The 16,333-nt window shown below is 74.2% G+C and carries 13 protein-coding genes; 12 read left to right on the forward strand and 1 reads right to left on the reverse strand.

All coding sequences use genetic code 11. The annotated features are described in order from the left end of the window. Positions 1-75: 75 nt before the first annotated feature. From RQM47_RS06110 to RQM47_RS06160, 11 genes are all read left to right on the forward strand, one after another. A complete protein-coding gene (locus tag RQM47_RS06110) occupies positions 76-1,029 on the forward strand; it encodes an ATP-binding cassette domain-containing protein (RefSeq protein ID WP_314007920.1) in 954 nt (317 codons plus the stop codon). A 97-nt stretch (positions 1,030-1,126) separates the two neighbouring features. Beyond that, positions 1,127-2,440, forward strand: coding sequence for an ABC transporter permease (locus tag RQM47_RS06115; RefSeq protein WP_311665533.1), 1,314 nt, complete (start codon positions 1,127-1,129; stop codon positions 2,438-2,440). 150 nt (positions 2,441-2,590) lie between these two features. Then, positions 2,591-3,466 carry a hypothetical protein gene (locus RQM47_RS06120; protein ID WP_311665535.1) on the forward strand — a complete coding sequence of 292 codons (876 nt, stop codon included), beginning with the start codon at positions 2,591-2,593 and terminating at the stop codon, positions 3,464-3,466. 50 nt (positions 3,467-3,516) lie between these two features. Continuing rightward, on the forward strand, positions 3,517-6,972 hold the full coding sequence (locus RQM47_RS06125) for a peptidase MA family metallohydrolase (RefSeq protein ID WP_314007923.1): 3,456 nt from the start codon (positions 3,517-3,519) through the stop codon (positions 6,970-6,972). A gap of 460 nt (positions 6,973-7,432) precedes the next feature. Next, positions 7,433-8,890, forward strand: coding sequence for a trigger factor (gene tig / locus RQM47_RS06130; protein ID WP_311665539.1), 1,458 nt, complete (start codon positions 7,433-7,435; stop codon positions 8,888-8,890). Positions 8,891-9,292: 402 nt separating this feature from the next. Next, positions 9,293-9,967 (forward strand): ATP-dependent Clp endopeptidase proteolytic subunit ClpP, encoded by a 675-nt coding sequence (gene clpP, locus RQM47_RS06135; protein ID WP_349256334.1) that lies wholly within the window; start codon positions 9,293-9,295, stop codon positions 9,965-9,967. Positions 9,968-10,152: 185 nt separating this feature from the next. After that, positions 10,153-12,657 carry a TonB-dependent receptor domain-containing protein gene (locus tag RQM47_RS06140; RefSeq protein ID WP_314007926.1) on the forward strand — a complete coding sequence of 835 codons (2,505 nt, stop codon included), beginning with the start codon at positions 10,153-10,155 and terminating at the stop codon, positions 12,655-12,657. Positions 12,658-12,785: 128 nt separating this feature from the next. Continuing rightward, a complete protein-coding gene (locus tag RQM47_RS06145; protein ID WP_311665544.1) occupies positions 12,786-12,992 on the forward strand; it encodes a hypothetical protein in 207 nt (68 codons plus the stop codon). A gap of 17 nt (positions 12,993-13,009) precedes the next feature. Then, on the forward strand, positions 13,010-13,213 hold the full coding sequence (locus tag RQM47_RS06150) for a hypothetical protein (protein WP_311665546.1): 204 nt from the start codon (positions 13,010-13,012) through the stop codon (positions 13,211-13,213). 54 nt (positions 13,214-13,267) lie between these two features. After that, positions 13,268-14,092 carry a phenylalanine 4-monooxygenase gene (locus tag RQM47_RS06155; protein ID WP_311665548.1) on the forward strand — a complete coding sequence of 275 codons (825 nt, stop codon included), beginning with the start codon at positions 13,268-13,270 and terminating at the stop codon, positions 14,090-14,092. A 1-nt stretch (position 14,093) separates the two neighbouring features. Further along, a complete protein-coding gene (locus RQM47_RS06160) occupies positions 14,094-14,441 on the forward strand; it encodes an acylphosphatase (protein WP_314007929.1) in 348 nt (115 codons plus the stop codon). Here the strand turns inward: RQM47_RS06160 and RQM47_RS06165 are convergent. Then, positions 14,422-15,261 carry an SDR family oxidoreductase gene (locus RQM47_RS06165; protein WP_314007932.1) on the reverse strand — a complete coding sequence of 280 codons (840 nt, stop codon included), beginning with the start codon at positions 15,259-15,261 and terminating at the stop codon, positions 14,422-14,424. The genes RQM47_RS06160 and RQM47_RS06165 overlap by 20 nt on opposite strands. A 96-nt stretch (positions 15,262-15,357) precedes the next feature. Here RQM47_RS06165 and prmC point away from each other — a divergent pair, with 96 nt between their 5' ends. Further along, positions 15,358-16,218, forward strand: a complete 861-nt coding sequence (gene prmC, locus RQM47_RS06170) for a peptide chain release factor N(5)-glutamine methyltransferase (protein WP_314007934.1) — start codon at positions 15,358-15,360, stop codon at positions 16,216-16,218. The last annotated feature ends 115 nt before the right edge of the window (positions 16,219-16,333 follow it).

Here is a 16,333-nt window from a genome sequence, read left to right on the forward strand (position 1 = left end):
CCCCGTACCCGACCCTGCCCGCCCCGTTCCGCCCGCCCCGCCGCTTACATGGCCCTTGCTCTTCGTCTCGATCACGTGACCAAACGGTACGGGCAAACGCTCGCCGTCGACGGCGTCTCGTTCACGGCCGAGCCCGGCCGCCTGTTCGGACTGCTCGGGCCGAACGGGGCCGGCAAGTCGTCGACGATCCGCATGATCACCTACATCACGACGCCCGACGCCGGGACGGTCACGCTGGGCGGGGTGGAGGCTGGGCCGGAGACGCAGCGGCGGATGGGGTATCTCCCCGAAGAGCGCGGGCTGTACAAGAAGATGAAGGTGGGCGAGCAGCTCGTGTACCTCGCCCAGCTCAAGGGCATGGAGCGGGTCGCTGCCGAGCGGTCCGTGCGCGCGTGGCTGGACCGCTTCGGGGCGTCCGAGTGGTACGGGAAGGCGGTCGACGAGCTCTCGAAGGGGATGCAGCAGAAGGTCCAGTTCGTCTCGACCGTCGCCCACGACCCCGACCTGTGCATCTTCGACGAGCCGTTCTCGGGCCTCGACCCGATCAACGCCGACGTGCTCCAGGAGACCATCGTCGAGCTCCGCGAGCGGGGCAAGACGGTCCTGTTCGCGTCGCACCGGATGGAGCAGGTCGAGCGCCTCTGCGACGACCTCTGCCTGATCTCGCAGGGCCGCGTGGTCCTGCGGGGGACGGTCACCGAGGTCAAGGCCCGCTACGGCCGCGACACGGTCACCGTCGAGTTCGGCGGCGCCGACGGCTGGCTCGACCGGCTCGTCGGGGGCGGGGCGGTCCGCGTGCTCACGCGCGCGGCGGGCCGCGCCGAGCTCCGGCTGGCGGGCGCGTCGCCGAACGACGTGCTCGCGGCGGCGCTCGCGGGCGGGGCGGACGTCACGCAGTTCGGGGTCCACGCGCCGCCGCTCACCGAGATCTTCCGCACGGCCGTGGCCGAGGGGGTTCAGGGTTCTAGGGTCGTGAGCAGCCCGACCCTCGACGCCGAGACCGCCCCGCCCCCACGGGTCGCCGGCTGACGCGGCCGCCCGACGCCCACCCCGCCCCCGCGCCTCCGGGCGGGGCGGCTCCGACCCGTCCGGCACAACCCCGAACCTTCCAACCCCCCAACCCTTCGTGAACAAGACCCTCCTCATAGCCCGGAGCGAGTACCTCCGCCGCGTCCTGACCAAGGGGTTCCTGGTCGGCGTCCTGCTGGCCCCGCTCGGGCTCGTGCTCCTGTTCGTTCTGCCCGCCGTGCTGGGGTCCCTGTCGAGCGACGACGCCGAGCGCCGCGTGGCCATACTCGACGAGTCAGGCCGGCTCTACGAGGCCGTGGCCGCCGCGGCGCCCGAGCGGTTCGCGGTCGAGCGCACCGCCGCCCCGCTCGACTCGCTCCGCGTGCGCGTGCTCGACGAGCGGCTCGACGTGGCCCTCGTGCTCCCGGCGTCGCTGCTGGAGGGGCGGGGCGAGGCGTCGGTGTACGGCCGCTCGGGCGGCGGGCTGACCCAGCTCGACGACGTCCGCGACGCCGTCCGCGGGGCGGTCCGCGACGTGCGGCTCGCCGACGTCGGCGCGCCCGACGAGGTCCAGGCCGTGCTCGCCGAGCGGCCCCGCGTCCGGTCGGTGACGGTGACCGAGGACGGCGACGCTGCCGACGGCGCGCTCCTGGCGACGATCATCGGGTTCGTGGTCGGGTTCGCCATCTACCTCCTCATGTTCATCTACGGCCAGCTCGTGATGCGGGGCGTGATCGAGGAGAAGCAGAACCGGATCGTCGAGGTGATCGCGTCGAGCGTGCGCCCGTTCGAGCTCCTCATGGGGAAGGTGCTCGGGATCGGGGCCGTCGGGCTTACGCAGGTGGTGGCGTGGGGCGTGCTCGGGGCCGGCGTGCTCGCCGTGCTCGGCCCGGTCCTCGCCCTGTTCGCCGGCGGCCCCGCCCCGCCCCCGGGCGCCGGCGTCGCGGGCGGGGTGGCCGCGGGCGGGGCGGCCGAGCTCCCGTTCGACGTCGGCGCGATCGGGGCGCTCCTGACGCCGGGGTTCCTCACCGTTCTCGTCCTGTGCTTTCTCGGGGGCTACCTGTTCTACGCCGCCCTGTTCGCGGCCGTCGGGAGCGCCGTCGAGCAGGAGTCGGACGCGCAGTCGCTCATGCTCCCGCTCACGCTCCCCATCATCGTCCCCATCCTGTTCTTGCAGCCGATGCTGGACCAGCCGGACTCGACGCTGAGCGTGGTCCTGTCGATCCTCCCGCCGTTCTCGACGATCCTGCTGCCGGTCCGCGCGATCGCCACCGACGTCCCGGTGTGGCAGACGGCGCTCGCGCTCGCGCTCCTGGCCGTCGCGTTCCTCGGGGCCATCTGGGTGGCCGCCCGGGTCTACCGCGTGGGCATCCTGATGTACGGGAAAAAGGCCACGTTCGGCGACCTCTGGCGCTGGGTGCGGACGGCGTAGCGGGCGGGGCGGAGGAGGAGCCACCCCGCCCCCGCGGGTCGGGCGGGGTGGGGTAGTCCGTTTGCACCAGGGCGTTCGGGCGGGGCGGCGATACCCTGAGGCTGTTCGCGGCGGCTCGTGCCGCGTCTCCCCACCCCGCCCCCGACGCCCATGCCGCGGTTGCTCCTCCTGCTCCTTCTCGTGTGCACCGCCGCCTCAGCCTCGGCGCAGGACCGCCCCGCCCCGCCCGAGGCGGTCCAACGTGTCGTCCTGGTCGACGGAACTGTTCTGGTCGGGCGGGTCGTCGAGGACTCCGCCGATGCGGTCGTCGTGGTCGCCGCCAACGGGGTCGAGCAGCGCGTCGCGCGCGACCAAGTCGCCGAGGTCACGGACCTCCTGGGCGGCCGGTTCACGCGCTACGACCCGGCCCGGACCCGGCTGTTCTTCTCGCCCACGGCGCGGTCGCTGGGGAGCGGGGCGAGGCGGTTCTCGGCGTACTACCTATTCCCGTCGCTGGCCGTCGGCGTCGGCGACCGCGTGGATCTCTCGGTCGGCGCGTCGATCCCGCTCGTCGTACCTGGACTTGCGGCCACCGTCCTCAACGGGAACGTAAAGGCGACGCTGGTGCAGCGCGAGGGCGTCGCCGCGGCCGTCGGCGGCAGCGTCCTCGTCCCGATCTCGACGGAGGGGACGCCCGGCGTCGGGGGGACGATCTACGGGGTGGTCACGATCGGAGGCGAGGCCGGCGCCGTGACGCTCGGGGCGTACGGGTTTTACGCTACCGATTTTTCCGACAGCGAGTTCGGCAACGGAACGGCGATCTTGATCGGCCTTGAGCGCCAGGTCTCGAACAACATCAAGCTGGTCAGCGAGAACTACGTAGGCCTCGTGTTCGAGGAGGGCGGGGCGGTCGGAGTCGGGACGCTCACGGGCGTCCGGTTCTTCGGCGACCAACTCGCGGCCGACGTCGCCGTCGCCTTTGGCGTGGCGGAGGGCGAGTTCTCGTCGGTCCCGGTCCCCTACCTCGGCCTGTCGTACACGTTCTAGCCCGCCGCCCCGTTCAGCCCCGGCCGCCCCGCCCCCGGGCACCGTCGCCTTTGACCTGCCGCCCCGCCCCGCTGACGGCGCTGACCCTGCGGGTCGCGCTCCTGGTCCTCGCCGCCGTGCTCGCGGCGGGGCCGGCGCGGGCGCAGTACTTCGGGTTCGGGAAGAACCGGGTGCAGTACGAGGGGCAGGCGTGGGAGGTGCTCCAGTCCGAGCACTTCGACGTGTTCTACTACGAGCCGGCGGGCCGGGCGCCGAGCGGCTACGTGCTGGCGTCGTTCGCGGCCGAGGCGGCCGAGGAGGCATACGGCGAGGTCGCGGCCCTCTTCGCGGCCGACCTCGAGCGCCGCGTCCCGCTGCTCGTCTACCCCACGCACGTGGCGTTCGCCGTCACGAACGCGGCCGACCTCCCCGTCGGCGCCGAGGCCATCGGGGGGGTGACGGAGCGGTTCAAGAACCGGGTCGTCGTCCCGTTCACGGGCGACTGGCGCGACTTCCGGCGCGTGGTCCACCACGAGCTCGTGCACGCGGTCGTGAACGACGTGTACGACGGCGGCCCGTTCCTCTCGCTCTCGCGGGGCGGGGCGGGCGTCCAGATCCCGGCGTGGTTCAACGAGGGGCTGGCCGAGTACAGCGCGCAGACGTGGGACACCGAGTCCGACATGTACGTCCGCGAGGCGGTCCTGAACGACGGGCTGGCCGACATCCCCGACCTCCGGGGCTACTTCGCCTACCGCGGCGGGCAAGGCGTGTGGGACTTTGTGGCCGAGGAGTACGGGCGCGAGACGGTCACGCAGATCCTCGACGGCCTCCGCCTGGGGCGGAGCGTGGGCGGGGCGTTCGAGCAGGCGACGGGGCTGGGGCTGGGTGAGCTCTCGGAGCGGTGGAAGCGGGCGCTCCGCGACGTGTACTTCCCCGAGGCCGTCGCCCGCGAGGAGGCCGCCGCCGTGGCCCGGCCCGTCGCCACGAGCGACCCGGGCGGGGCGGGCTACCACGCGAGCCCCGCGCTCTCGCCGCAGGGCGACCGCGTGGCCTACGTGGCCTCGCACGACGGGCTGTTCGACGTGTTCGTGGCCCCGGCCGTCGGCGGCGGCGAGCCGACCAAGCTCCTCGACGGCCAGGACAACACGTCGTTCGAGCGCCTCCGCATCCTCTCGCCCGGGCTCTCGTGGAGCCCCGACGGCCGTCGCCTCGCGGTCGCGGTCACGAGCGGGGCCGACGAGACGATCGCGCTCGTCGACGTCGAGAGCGGCGACATCGAGCGCCTCCGCCCGGACCGCGTCGACGCCGTCGTCTCGGTCGCGTGGAGCCCCGACGGCGGGCGCGTCGCGTTCGAGGGCGTCTCCGGCGCGCAGTCCGACCTCTACGTGCTCGACCTGGAGACGGGCGCGCTCGCCAACCTCACGCGCGACCTCTACGCCGACCACGCGCCGGCGTGGGCGCCCGATGGCCGCTCGCTCGTGTTCCACTCCGACCGCGGCGCCGCCGTCGAGCTCGGCCGCGCGACGGCGGCCGCCGCGCGCTCCGGCGCGTTCGACGCCCACGCGCTCGGGCGGGGCGGCTACGACCTGTACCGCGTGGCCGTCGACGGCCCGGCCCGCGCCGAGCGGCTGACCGACGACCCGGTGTGGGACGAGACCCGCCCCGCCCTCGCGCCGGGGCCGGGCGGCGGCGTGCGGCTCCTGTTCGTGAGCGACCGGAACGGGATCCCGAACCTCTACGCGCTCGACCTCCCCGCCCCGCCCAGCGACGCCACCCCGCCCGCCCCGCCCGACGGAGCCGGGGCGGGCGGGGCGGCCCTGGACTCGGCCGCGACGGGTGCGGCGGCGACGGACGCGGCCGCGACGGGCGGGGCGGGCCTGGGCGGGGCGGCCCGGCCGCTCACCGACCTCGAAGCGGGCGTCCTCGACGTCTCGCTCGCGGCCGACGGGGGCCGGGCGGCGCTCCTGGCGCTCTCCGGCGGCGCGCCGTCGGTGTTCGTGCTCCGCGACCCGTTCGGGCGGGGCGACCTGCCAGCCGTGCTCGCGCCGACCGTGTGGGCGCAGCGGCGGGCCGGGGCCGCCGGCGAGGCCCCGTCGCTGCGGCTCGCGAGCGCGGCCACGCAGCAGCGGAACCCGTTCCTCCGCGACGCCGCCGACGGTGCCCCGCCGGACGCGCCCGGCCGGCGCGAGCCGCCCTCGGCCGAGGATGTCGCCTTTGCCGACTCGGTGCTCGCCCTGTTCGGGCCGCCCGCCGACTTTCTCGCCTCGGCGGACCCGGCCGCGCTCGACCCGGCCGACCCCGCCCGCGGGCCGCGCGTGGCCTACCAGGACTACGCGTTCTCCGACGCCTTCGAGGGCGGGGCGGCCCACCGCCCGCTCCTCACCGAAGCCGCCCGCGACACGGCCGGCGTCCTCGTCGCGCGGCCCTACCGGCTCCGGTTCTCCCACGACTACGCGGTCGTCGCCGGGAGCTACGAGACGGTCTACGGCATCCAGACGGCGACGCAGGTCCGGTTCTCGGACGTGCTCGGCAACCACGAGGTGAGCCTGACGACGAACCTCGTGTTCGACCTCCGAAACATCAACTACGTCCTCGGCTACGCCTATCGGGCGGGGCGGACCGACTACGCCGTCGAGTCCTTCCAGGTGGTCCGCGAGTTCAGCGACTTCGCCAACGCGACCGTCGTCCGCTACCGGAACTACGGGCTCGTCGGGCGGGCGACCTACCCGCTCGACACGTTCCGCCGGCTCGACGCCGAGGTCGGGCTCGTGGGCGTCTCGCTGGCCGACCTCTCCGACCTCGGGCGCCGCCCGCGGAGCCGGCTCTTTGCCGTCCCCCGCCTGACGTACACGCGCGACGTGACCGTGCCCGGCGTGCTCGGGCCGCGGTCGGGGTCGCGGTGGGCGGCGAGCGTTTCGGGTTCGCCTGGCCCGAACGCCTTTTTCGCCTCGGCGCTCGTCGACGCCCGCCGGTACTGGACGCTCGGGCCAGGCTACACGCTCGCCCTCCGCGGCTCGGCCGGCATCAGCGTCGGGCCGGACCCGCAGCGGTTCTACGCGGCCGGCGTGCAAAACTGGGTCAACGCCGACGTCGAGACCGTCCCCGTGCGCAACGCGAGCGACTTCGTGTTTGCCACGCCGGTCCTCCCGCTCCGGGGCTCGGGGTTCAACGAGACGGCCGGCGACCGCTTCGCGCTCGTCAACGCCGAGCTCCGGCTCCCGCTCGTGGCCGCGCTCCTGCCGGGGCCGCTCCCGGTCCTCCCGCTCTACGACGTCCAGGCCGTCGGCTTCGTCGACGCCGGGTTCATCTCCGAGGGCGGGGTGGAGCTGTTCCGCGACGCCGAGGTGACGGGCGACGACGGCGAGACGACGACGCGGCGGGCCTTCGACGATGCGCTCCTCGGCGTCGGGGCCGGGCTGCGGACGGTCGTGCTCGGGTTCCCCGTCCGCCTGGACTGGGCGTGGCCGTTCGACGGGACCGGGTTCGGCGACGGACGGCTGTACCTCTCGGCCGGACTGGACTTTTAGGCTCGCTGCGCTCGCGGGGATGGGGGATGGGGGATGGGGGATGGGGGATGGGGGATGGGGGCGCGCGGGCGGGGTGGCGCCCGTTTTGTTCCACCCCGCCCACTGGCGGGCACCCGTAGGGACACGACTCGTCGTGTCCGGGGCGGGCGGGGCGGTTCTGGACGGCGCCGCCCCGCCCGTGGCCGCCCCGCCCGTGGCCGCCCCGCCCGCGACGTGGCGCGTGATCGGGCGAATGCGGACACCACGCGTGGTGTCTTTACGAACCTGGCCTGTCGTGCCCGCCCGTGCCGTGGGCGGGGCGGTGGTCGTGCCCCCGCTGTCCGCTGCAACGTCACCGCATCCTCACCGGGGGGCGGGCTCCGCGCCCCTAGCTTTGGAGTCCCCATGTGCGCGGCGTCCTGTTGATGGCCGCCGCGCCTGTTTTTGTGTTCCTCGCCCTCCGGGTCCGCCCCGCCCGCCCATGCAGACCGACGTCCGAGCCCTCAACAGCGTCGACTACGTCCTCGACCTGACCGTCCCCGCCGAGGACCTCCAGCCCCAGATCACGGCCGCCCTCAAGCGGCAGCGGGCGCAGATGAACCTGAAGGGGTTCCGGCCCGGGAAGGTGCCGATGAACGTCGTGCGCAAGATGGTCGGGCCGCAGGTGGCCGTCGAGGTCGCCGAGCAGGCCATCGGCGAGGCGTACCGGACGGCCGTCGTCGAGCCCGGCGAGATCGAGCCGCTCGGGCAGCCGCGGCTGGTCGAGCTCGACTTCGACGCCGAGGTCGAGGGCGCCCCGCTCAAGGCGACGGTCCAGTTCGGCGTGCGCCCCGAGTTCGGGCTCGCCGACCTCGACGGCGTCCCCGTGACGCGGCTCGTCCGCGAGTTCTCGGACGAGGACGTCGACGCTGACCTCCAGCGCCGGCGGGACCTCGCGGCGACCGAGGAGGACGCCCCCGAGGGCACGGCCATCGGCCCCGACCACATCGCCGTCATCGACATCCAGCCGGTCGACGAGGACGGCGAGCCGACGGGGCCGAAGCAGAACGCGGCCCAGATCGTCATGGCCAACCCCGACCTTCGCGCCGAGATGAAGGAGGTGCTCACCGGCCTCACGACAGGCGACGAGACGGCCGTCGAGCTCGCCCCGCTGGAGCCCGGCGACGACGGCGAGATGGCCCCGGTCGAGGGCGCCGACCCCGACCGCTACCGCCTCACGGTCGTCGACGTGCTGGAGCGCGCGGTGCCCGAGGTGGACGCCGACTTTATCAAGAGCCAGACGAACGGCGAGAGCGAGAGCCTGGACGACCTCAAGGTGCAGATCCGAGAGGACCTCGAGCGCTCGTGGAACGCCCGCGCGCGGCAGGCGATGGAGCAGCGGATGGTCGAGGAGTTCGTGCTCGCCCACCGCGACGTGGTCCCCGTGCCGGAGACGCTGACCGAGGCGGCGCTCGACGCCATGCTCGAAGAGACGAAGCAGAAGGCGCAGGGTCAGCTTCCGCCCACGTTCGAGGTCGACGCGTGGCGCGACCAGAACCGCCAGCAGGCCGAGGACCAGGTCCGGTGGCTGCTCGTCAAGGACCGGCTCGTCGAGGACGAGGGGATCGAGGTCACCAACGAGGACTTCGAGGCTGAGTTCGCCACGCTCGCGTCCGACGGCGCCGACCTCGACCTCGTCAAGCAGTACTTCACGGCGCAGCCCCAGCTCATGGAGCAGATGGGCGACCAGCTCCTGAACCGCCGCATCTTCGGCGCCCTCGAAGGCCGCTTCACGATCGTCGACAAGACGCGCGAGGACCTGGAGCGCGAGGCGGCCGAGCGCCGGAAGGCGCAGGAGGACGCGCCCGTCGAGCTCACGCCCGACTTCAGCGACGAGGCCGACGCCGACGATGCCCTGGCCGACGACGCCTCGGCCGACGAGCCCGCCGAGAGCGAGTAGCGCCGCCCCGCTCAGACCTCCGACCGCCCCGCCCGCGCCTGCCGCGAGCGGGGCGGCGTCGTTCCACCCTGCCCCTTATACCAGCTCTGGAGGTTTGTGCCTCACCCGAGCCGCCCCGCCCCACCCATCCACCACCCCTAGCCCCTCCTGGCTGCGCCGTCCCTTCGGGGTGTCCAGGAGGGGAACTCCTCTGGAGGCGTTGGAGCATGAGGTAGGAAGTCAACGATGTGGTATTAGGTCCGCTGCGGCCGCCGGGCGTGCGGGCGGGGCGGTTGCAGAGGGCGGGGCGGAACCGTGGCCGGCGGGGTCGGGTGCCACGACCAAACACGTCCCCCACACGAGACACTCCCCAGGATGAGCCAGATCAGCGATTTTGTCACCTTCGCCAAGGGCATCACGTCGATGCCCGGCGGGATCTACTCGGGCGGCTTCGACGAGGCCCCCATCAACGCCCTCGTCCCGATGGTCGTCGAGCAGACGACGCGCGGCGAGCGGTCGTACGACATCTTCTCGCGCCTGCTCAAGGACCGCATCGTCCTGTTCGGGACGCAGGTCAACGACACGACGGCCAACCTGGCCGTGGCCCAGCTCCTGTTCCTCGCCGCCGAGGACGCCGAAAAGGACATCAACATCTACATCAACTCGCCGGGCGGGGCGGTGTACTCGGGGATGGCCGTCTACGACACGATGCAGTTTATCAAGCCCGACGTGGCCACGATCTGCGTCGGCCTCGCGGCCTCGATGGGATCGGTGTTCCTGCTCGGCGGGGCCAAGGGGAAGCGGGCCGCGCTCCCCAACAGCCGCATCATGATCCACCAGCCGTCGTCGGGCGCGCAGGGCCAGGCCTCGGACATCCAGATCCAGGCCGAGGAGATCCTCTACATCAAGAAGCGGATGAACGAGGTGATCGCCCACCACACCGGCCAGACCGTCGAGCGCGTCGAGAAGGACACGGACCGTGACAACTTTATGAGCCCCGAGGAGGCCAAGGAGTACGGCATCATCGACACCGTGCTCGGTGAGGGCGCCGAGGGCAAGCCGGACGAGGACCCGACGGAGTCGGGCGAGGCCGAGTAGCACGCCGGCCCCGCTTCTACCGCCCCGCCCCGCCCCACTCTGTTGAGGGCGGGGCGGAGCCGTTTCAGAGGCGCCGGTCGGGGCCGGGCCGTATCGGTCCGTGAAGAGGGGAGGGAGGAGGTTCTTGTTTAGACGGCGTCCAGGCAGAGGGCCTAGCTTGGATTCGGTCTAGACAAGCCCGCCTCATGCGCCGCCTCCCCGCCCTCGCCCTCCCGCTCCTTCTCGCCGCGTCGGTCGCGGCCCAGACGGGGACCCTCGCCGGCCGCGTCGTCGGCACCGACGGCGTCCCGCTGCCCGGCGCCACCGTCCTCGTCGAGGCGACGGCACGCGGGGCGGCGACCGACCTCGACGGCCGGTTCGAGGTCGGCGGGCTGGCCCCCGGCGCCTACCGCGTGACGGCCTCGACGGTCGGGTACGCGCCGGCGACGGAGCGGGTGGAGGTCGCGGCCGGGGAGCGGGCCGAGGTCCAGTTCGTGCTCGTCGAGGCCGCGCTCGACCCGGGCGAGGTAGTCGTCACGGCGCGCGAGACGCTGACGGGGCGGGGCACGCTCGACCTGCCCGGCTCGGGCCACTACGTCGGCGCGAAGACGCTCCAGACCGTCGGCGACTACGACGTGCACCGCGTGCTCCGCGAGGTGCCCGGCGTGACGGTCCAGGAGGAGGACGGCTACGGCCTCCGCCCGAACGTCGGGCTCCGCGGGAGCGGGGCGGAGCGCTCCGGCACGATCACGCTCATGGAGGACGGCGTCCTGATCGCGCCGGCCCCGTACGCCGCGCCCGCTGCGTACTACTTCCCCACGACCGGCCGCATGGACGGGGTCGAGGTGCGGACGGGCGCGGGCCAGATCAAGTACGGCCCGGCCACGACCGGCGGCGCGCTCAACCTGGTCGCGGCGCAGATCCCGGACGGCTTCGAGGCGCGCGGCGAGGCGCGGCTGGGGGCCAACGACCAGCGGACGCTCCACGCCCGCGTCGGCGACGCGACGGCGAGCGCGGGCTGGCTGGGCGGGGCGGGCGTCGGGTTCGTCGCCGAGGTCCGCTCCGACAACGTCGACGGGTTCAAGACGATCGAGGGGCCGGGCGGGGCGGCGCTCCTGGGGCCGGAAGGCGACGAGCTCTCGACGGGCTTCGAAAAGCTCGACCTGTTCGGGCGGCTCCGCGTGGCGACGGCCCCGGGTGCCGCCGTCTACCAGTCGCTCACGCTCACGGCCGGGCTCACCGACGAGGTCTCGGACGAGACGTACCTCGGCCTGACCGACGACGACTTTGCGGCGACGCCGTTCGCCCGCTACGCCGGCAGCCAGCGCGACCAGATGGACGCGGACCACCGCGCGCTCCGCGCCCGCCACGTCGCCGTGTTCTCGGACCACGCCGACCTCACGACGACGGTCTACCGGAATGCGTTCGCGCGCAACTGGTACAAGCTCGACAAGGCGGCCGGGGCTGAGGGGGGAGCGGTCGGGATCGCTGCGCTCCTCGACGATCCGGGCGAGTACGCCGACGCCTACGCGGCCCTCCGCGGGGCGGCGCCGGGCCGCCTGTTCGTCAAGGCGAACAACCGCGAGTACCTCAGCCGCGGCGTCCAGACGGTCGCCGGGCTCCGCACGGGCGGGGCGCTCGTCGAGGCCGGGCTGCGGCTCCACGCCGACGAGATGGACCGCTTCCAGTGGGTCGACGAGTACGCGACGGCCGACGCCCAGACGGCGCTCGCCGTCGCGGGCACGCCGGGGACGGACAGCAACCGGATCGAGTCGGCGCGGGCGGTCGCCGGGTTCGTGCAGGCCGAGGTGCCGCTCGGGCGCGTCGTGCTCACGCCGGGCGTCCGCGTCGAGTCGGTTCGCCTGCGGCGTGAGGACTTCGGCAAGGGCGACCCCGACCGGACCGGCGCCGACCTGGCCGTCCGCGAGAACACGGCGACGGCGTTCATCCCCGGGCTCGGCGCGGTCGCTGACCTGGGGGCGGGGTGGCGCGCGTTCGGCGGCGTCCACCGCGGGTTCGCCCCGCCCGACAGCCGCCCCGAGACGGACCCCGAGGCGAGCGTGAACACCGAGGTCGGCGTCCGCTACGGGAGCCGCGACGTCGAGGTCCAGGTGGCCGGCTACTGGACGGCGTATGAGAACCTGCTGGGGAGCGACCTGGCGGCGGCCGGCGGCGGCGGCACGAGCGACCAGTTCAACGGCGGCCGCGTCGACGTCTTCGGCGCCGAGGTGGGCGTGACGGCCGACCTCGTGGGACTGGCCGCCCCGCCCGCCGCTCGGGCGGGGTGGGCTGCCCCGCTCCGCGTGGCGTACACGCTCACGGACGGCCGCTTCCGCAACGCGTTCGAGAGCGACTTCGACGCCTGGGGCACGGTCGCCGAGGGCGACGCGCTCCCGTACCAGGCCCGCCACCGGCTCTACGTCCGGGCCGGCGTCGAGCGGGCGGGGTGGTCGACGGCGGTGCTCGCGAACGCCGTCTCGGACATGCGGACGGCCGCGGGGCAGGGGGCGATCCCGGCGTCGGAGCGGATCGACGCGCACGTGACGTTCGACCTCGTCGCCGAGGCGCCGCTGCCTGGCGGCGTGGCGCTCACGGCCCGCGCCATCAACCTCACGGACGCGACGTACGCCGTGGCGCGGCGCCCCGCTGGCCTCCGCCCGGGTCTCCCGCGGACGCTAGCGATCGGGCTCCGCGCGCGGATCGGACGGTAAGGGCGGGGCATAGGATGGTGCCGCCCCGCCCGTGGCGGCCCCGTCCTGCCACGCCGTCGCGCGCAGCGGGGGCGGGGCGGTCCGGCCCGTCGTTCGGGTAGGGGAGGGCGCCCTTCCACCTTCCGCCGTTGAACCTTCCCTCGGAGCGGCTCGTTCTAGCGTTCGGCTTCGGCATCGCCGCCGCGGCCTACGTCTATTGGACCGTCGAGGGCTTCCGCCTCGGGGTCGGGTGGACGTCGGTCGCCGCGCTCCGAGCGGCCGTTCCGCTCGGCGCCACGCTCCTCCTCGCGCTCCTCCTCCGGGCCGTCCGCTCTCTCCACGACCGCGGCCCCTAACGTCCGCCCCGCCCCCGATGCTCACCAACTACCGCTGGATCTTCGCCCTCATCGCCGCGCTCGGCGTCGGGAGCGTGGTCGCCGTCGTCGTCCCGCGCTACGCCGAGAGCGAGGCCGTCTCGTGGACCGTCACGGTCGTCGCGGCCCTCATCGCCGCCGCGCTCGTTTACGTCGCGCTCCGCCCGAAGGGCGAGGTGACGGAGACTCGGGACCGGCTCTAGCCGTCGGGCGTAGATTCCGGAAGCGCTTTTCTCCCCACCCCGCCCCCTCCTCCGATGACCAACCCCGACGCCCCCGTCTCCGCCTACGAGAAGGAACGCTCCGACGGCGGCGAGGTCGACCCGCGCTGCCTCCCGCAGGAGCTCGACGGCGACCCGCCCATCGGCGACGAGATCGTCTATCCCGACTACTCCGAGCAGGACCACGCCAACTGGAAGTTCCTGTTCGAGCGGCAGATGGAGATGCTCCCCGGCCGGGCCGGCGCGGCCTACCTCAAAGGCGTCGACACGCTGGGCATGACGTCCGACCGGATCCCCGCGCTCGCCGACCTCTCGAAGACGATGGAGCGGGCGACCGGCTGGACCGTCGCCCGCATCCCGGGGCTGCTCCACGAGCGGGACTTTTTTACGCTTCTCTCGAACCGCGTCTTCCCCTCGACCGACTACATCCGCGGCGAGGACGAGCTCGATTACACGCCGGCCCCCGACCTCTTCCACGACATCTTCGGCCACATGCCGATGCTGACGGAGCCGGACTTTGCCGACTTCTACCAGCTTTTCGGCAAGGCCGCTCTCAACGCCGAGGGCGTCGACCGGCAGAGCCTGGAGCGGCTCCACTGGTTTACCGTCGAGTTCGGGCTGATCCGGGACCCCGAGGAGATCCGGATCTTCGGGGCCGGCGTCAACTCGTCGAAGGACGAGGTGCTCCACGCGCTTGAGAAGGCCGAGCAGCGGCCGTTCTCGGTCGACGCCGTGATCGACCAGGACTACGAGGTCTGGCACCTCCAGCCGGTCCTGTTCGTGGCCGAGTCGTTCGACCAGCTCGTGACCGAGTTCAGGACCTGGGCCGTCGGCCGAGGCCTGCTCCAGGCCGACGCCTGAGATGAGCGACGCGCGCTCCCCACGGGGCGGGGCGGTCCCTGACGGCCGCCCCGCCCCGCCCGCGTCGGCAGACGCCGAGCGCCTCACGGCGACGGTCCGCGGCCGCGTGCAGGGCGTCGGGTTCCGGCGCTACGTCCGCAAGTGGGCGCGCAAGCTGGACCTCGTTGGGTGGGTGCGGAACGAGCCCGACGGGACGGTCCGCCTGGTGGCCGAGGGCGGGGCGGACGGCCTCGACCGGCTCGTGCGCCTGATCTGGGGCGGCCCGCCGCCGGCCGTCGTCGAGGACGTCGACGCCGAGCGGGGCGGGGCGGAGGGCGGGTTCAAGGCGTTCACGGTCGAGCACCGATAGCCGCCCCGCTCGTCACGGTGGGTCCGACTGCGTCGGGGCGGTCCCCCCGGCCCACGACGGCGCGGGCGACGCGGAGCGCGAGCGCGGGCGGGGTAAAGCGCGTGGCCGCCACCTGCACCTTGTTGGTCCACCCCGGCACGACGCGGAGGCGGCCGCGGGCGAGGCCGTCGAGCCCTTCGCGGGCCACGCGCTCGGACGAGAGGCCGCCGGCGAAAAAGCGGTCGCCCATCCCCGCCCGCTCGGCAAAGCCCGTCGGCACCGGCCCCGGGCACAGGCACGTCACGCGGACGCCCGCCCCGCCCAGCTCGGCGTGGAGTGCTTCGGTAAAGGAGAGGACGTAGGCCTTGGTGGCGGCGTAGACGGCGAGCCCCGGCGCCGGGACGAATGCGCTCGTGCTCGCCACGTTGAGGACGCCGCCCCGCTCGGCGACGACGCTTGGCAGGAGCCGCCGCGTGAGCGACGTGAGCGCCGTCACGTTGAGGCCGATGACGCCCTCGGCCGCCTCGGCGCTCGCATCGAGGAACGGCCCCTGCACGCCGAAGCCGGCGTTGTTGACGAGCACGCTGACGCGCTCGCCGGCGCCATCGAGGCGGGCGGCGAGGGCGCCGGCGGCCCCGGGCGGCTCGAGGTCGGCGACGAGCGCCTCGGCCGCTCCGCCCCGCCCGCGGATCTCGTCGGCGACGGCGTCGAGGCGGTCCGCGCTCCGGGCGACGAGCAGGACGCGCGCGCCGCGCGCGGCGAGGCCGCGGGCGAGGTCGGCACCGATGCCGCCGGAGGCGCCGGTGACGAGGGCGGTGCGGCCGGTGTAATCGAGGGGCATGGGCACAACGGGCGGGGCGGGGGACTGGGCGGACTCGGCGGGCGGGGCGGAGGCGGACCGCGCTATTCTACCCTCTCCTCTCGGACCGCCCCGCCCGTGACCCGCCGCGCCCTGCTCGACTCCGCCACCGCCCGGCTCCAGGCCGCCGGCGTCGAGGGCGCACGGCGAACGGCCGAGTGGATCGTCGAGGACGTGACAGGCGCGGGGCGGCTCGCGCTGACCGCCCGCGACGCCGAAGCGACGCCCGCCGAGGCCGCCCGCGTCGACCGGCTCGTCGCGCGCCGCGCGGCCGGCGAGCCGGTCCAGTACGTGCTCGGACACGCCGACTTCTACGGGCTCCACCTGGAGGTCTCGCCGGCCGTCCTCATCCCGCGCCCCGAGACCGAGGCCGTCGTCGAGGAGGCGCTCCGCCGGCTCCGCCCGTTCGAGGCGCCGTGGGTGCTCGACGTGGGGACCGGGAGCGGGGCGGTCGCGCTGGCCGTGGCCCACGAGCGCCACGACGCCCACGTCGTCGCGGCCGACGTGTCGGCCGAGGCGCTCGCCGTGGCGGCGGGCAACGCCGAGCGGCTCGGCCTCGCCGTCACGTTCGTCTGCGCCGACGCGCTCCGCCCGGCGTTCGCCGACGCCGTCCCGCCCACGTTCGACCTCGTCGTCTCCAACCCGCCCTACGTGCCGGCCGCCGAGCGGGCGGGGCTCCAGGTGGAGGTCCGCGACTGGGAGCCCGGCGGCGCCCTGTTCGTCCCCGACGCCGACCCGCTCGTGTTCTACCGCGCCCTCGCCGGCCACGCCGACCGCCTGCTGCGCCCGGGCGGCTGGCTCGTCGCCGAGACGCACGCGGACTTCGGCGCCGACATCGCCGCGCTCTGGGGCGGGGCGGGGCTGGAGGCGGCCGAGGTGCTGCCCGACCTCGCCGGCCGCGACCGGATCGCCGTGGCTCGCCGCCCCGCCCACCCGTAAGCGCGCCCGCGGGACAGGAGGACTCGATGCGCGGGCGGGGCGGAGCCGGCGTTGCGGCATGAGGCGCGCTCTCCTCGGTCTGCGCGACCTCCCCGCCCTCGCCGCTCCGCTCGCG

Origin of the sequence: Rubrivirga sp. S365 (assembly GCF_032248475.1) — a bacterium.
GTDB lineage: Bacteria > Bacteroidota > Rhodothermia > Rhodothermales > Rubricoccaceae > Rubrivirga > Rubrivirga litoralis.

What these genes read in the sequence shown, in the direction of transcription:
- RQM47_RS06120 (WP_311665535.1), top strand. Translation starts at nt 2,591, where the DNA reads ATGCCGCGGTTGCTCCTCCTGCTCCTTCTCGTGTGCACCGCCGCCTCA.
- tig (WP_311665539.1), top strand. Translation starts at nt 7,433, where the DNA reads ATGCAGACCGACGTCCGAGCCCTCAACAGCGTCGACTACGTCCTCGAC.
- clpP (WP_349256334.1), top strand. Translation starts at nt 9,293, where the DNA reads ATGCCCGGCGGGATCTACTCGGGCGGCTTCGACGAGGCCCCCATCAAC.
- RQM47_RS06140 (WP_314007926.1), top strand. Translation starts at nt 10,153, where the DNA reads ATGCGCCGCCTCCCCGCCCTCGCCCTCCCGCTCCTTCTCGCCGCGTCG.
- RQM47_RS06150 (WP_311665546.1), top strand. Translation starts at nt 13,010, where the DNA reads ATGCTCACCAACTACCGCTGGATCTTCGCCCTCATCGCCGCGCTCGGC.
- RQM47_RS06155 (WP_311665548.1), top strand. Translation starts at nt 13,268, where the DNA reads ATGACCAACCCCGACGCCCCCGTCTCCGCCTACGAGAAGGAACGCTCC.
- RQM47_RS06160 (WP_314007929.1), top strand. Translation starts at nt 14,094, where the DNA reads ATGAGCGACGCGCGCTCCCCACGGGGCGGGGCGGTCCCTGACGGCCGC.
- RQM47_RS06165 (WP_314007932.1), bottom strand. Translation starts at nt 15,261, where the DNA reads ATGCCCCTCGATTACACCGGCCGCACCGCCCTCGTCACCGGCGCCTCC.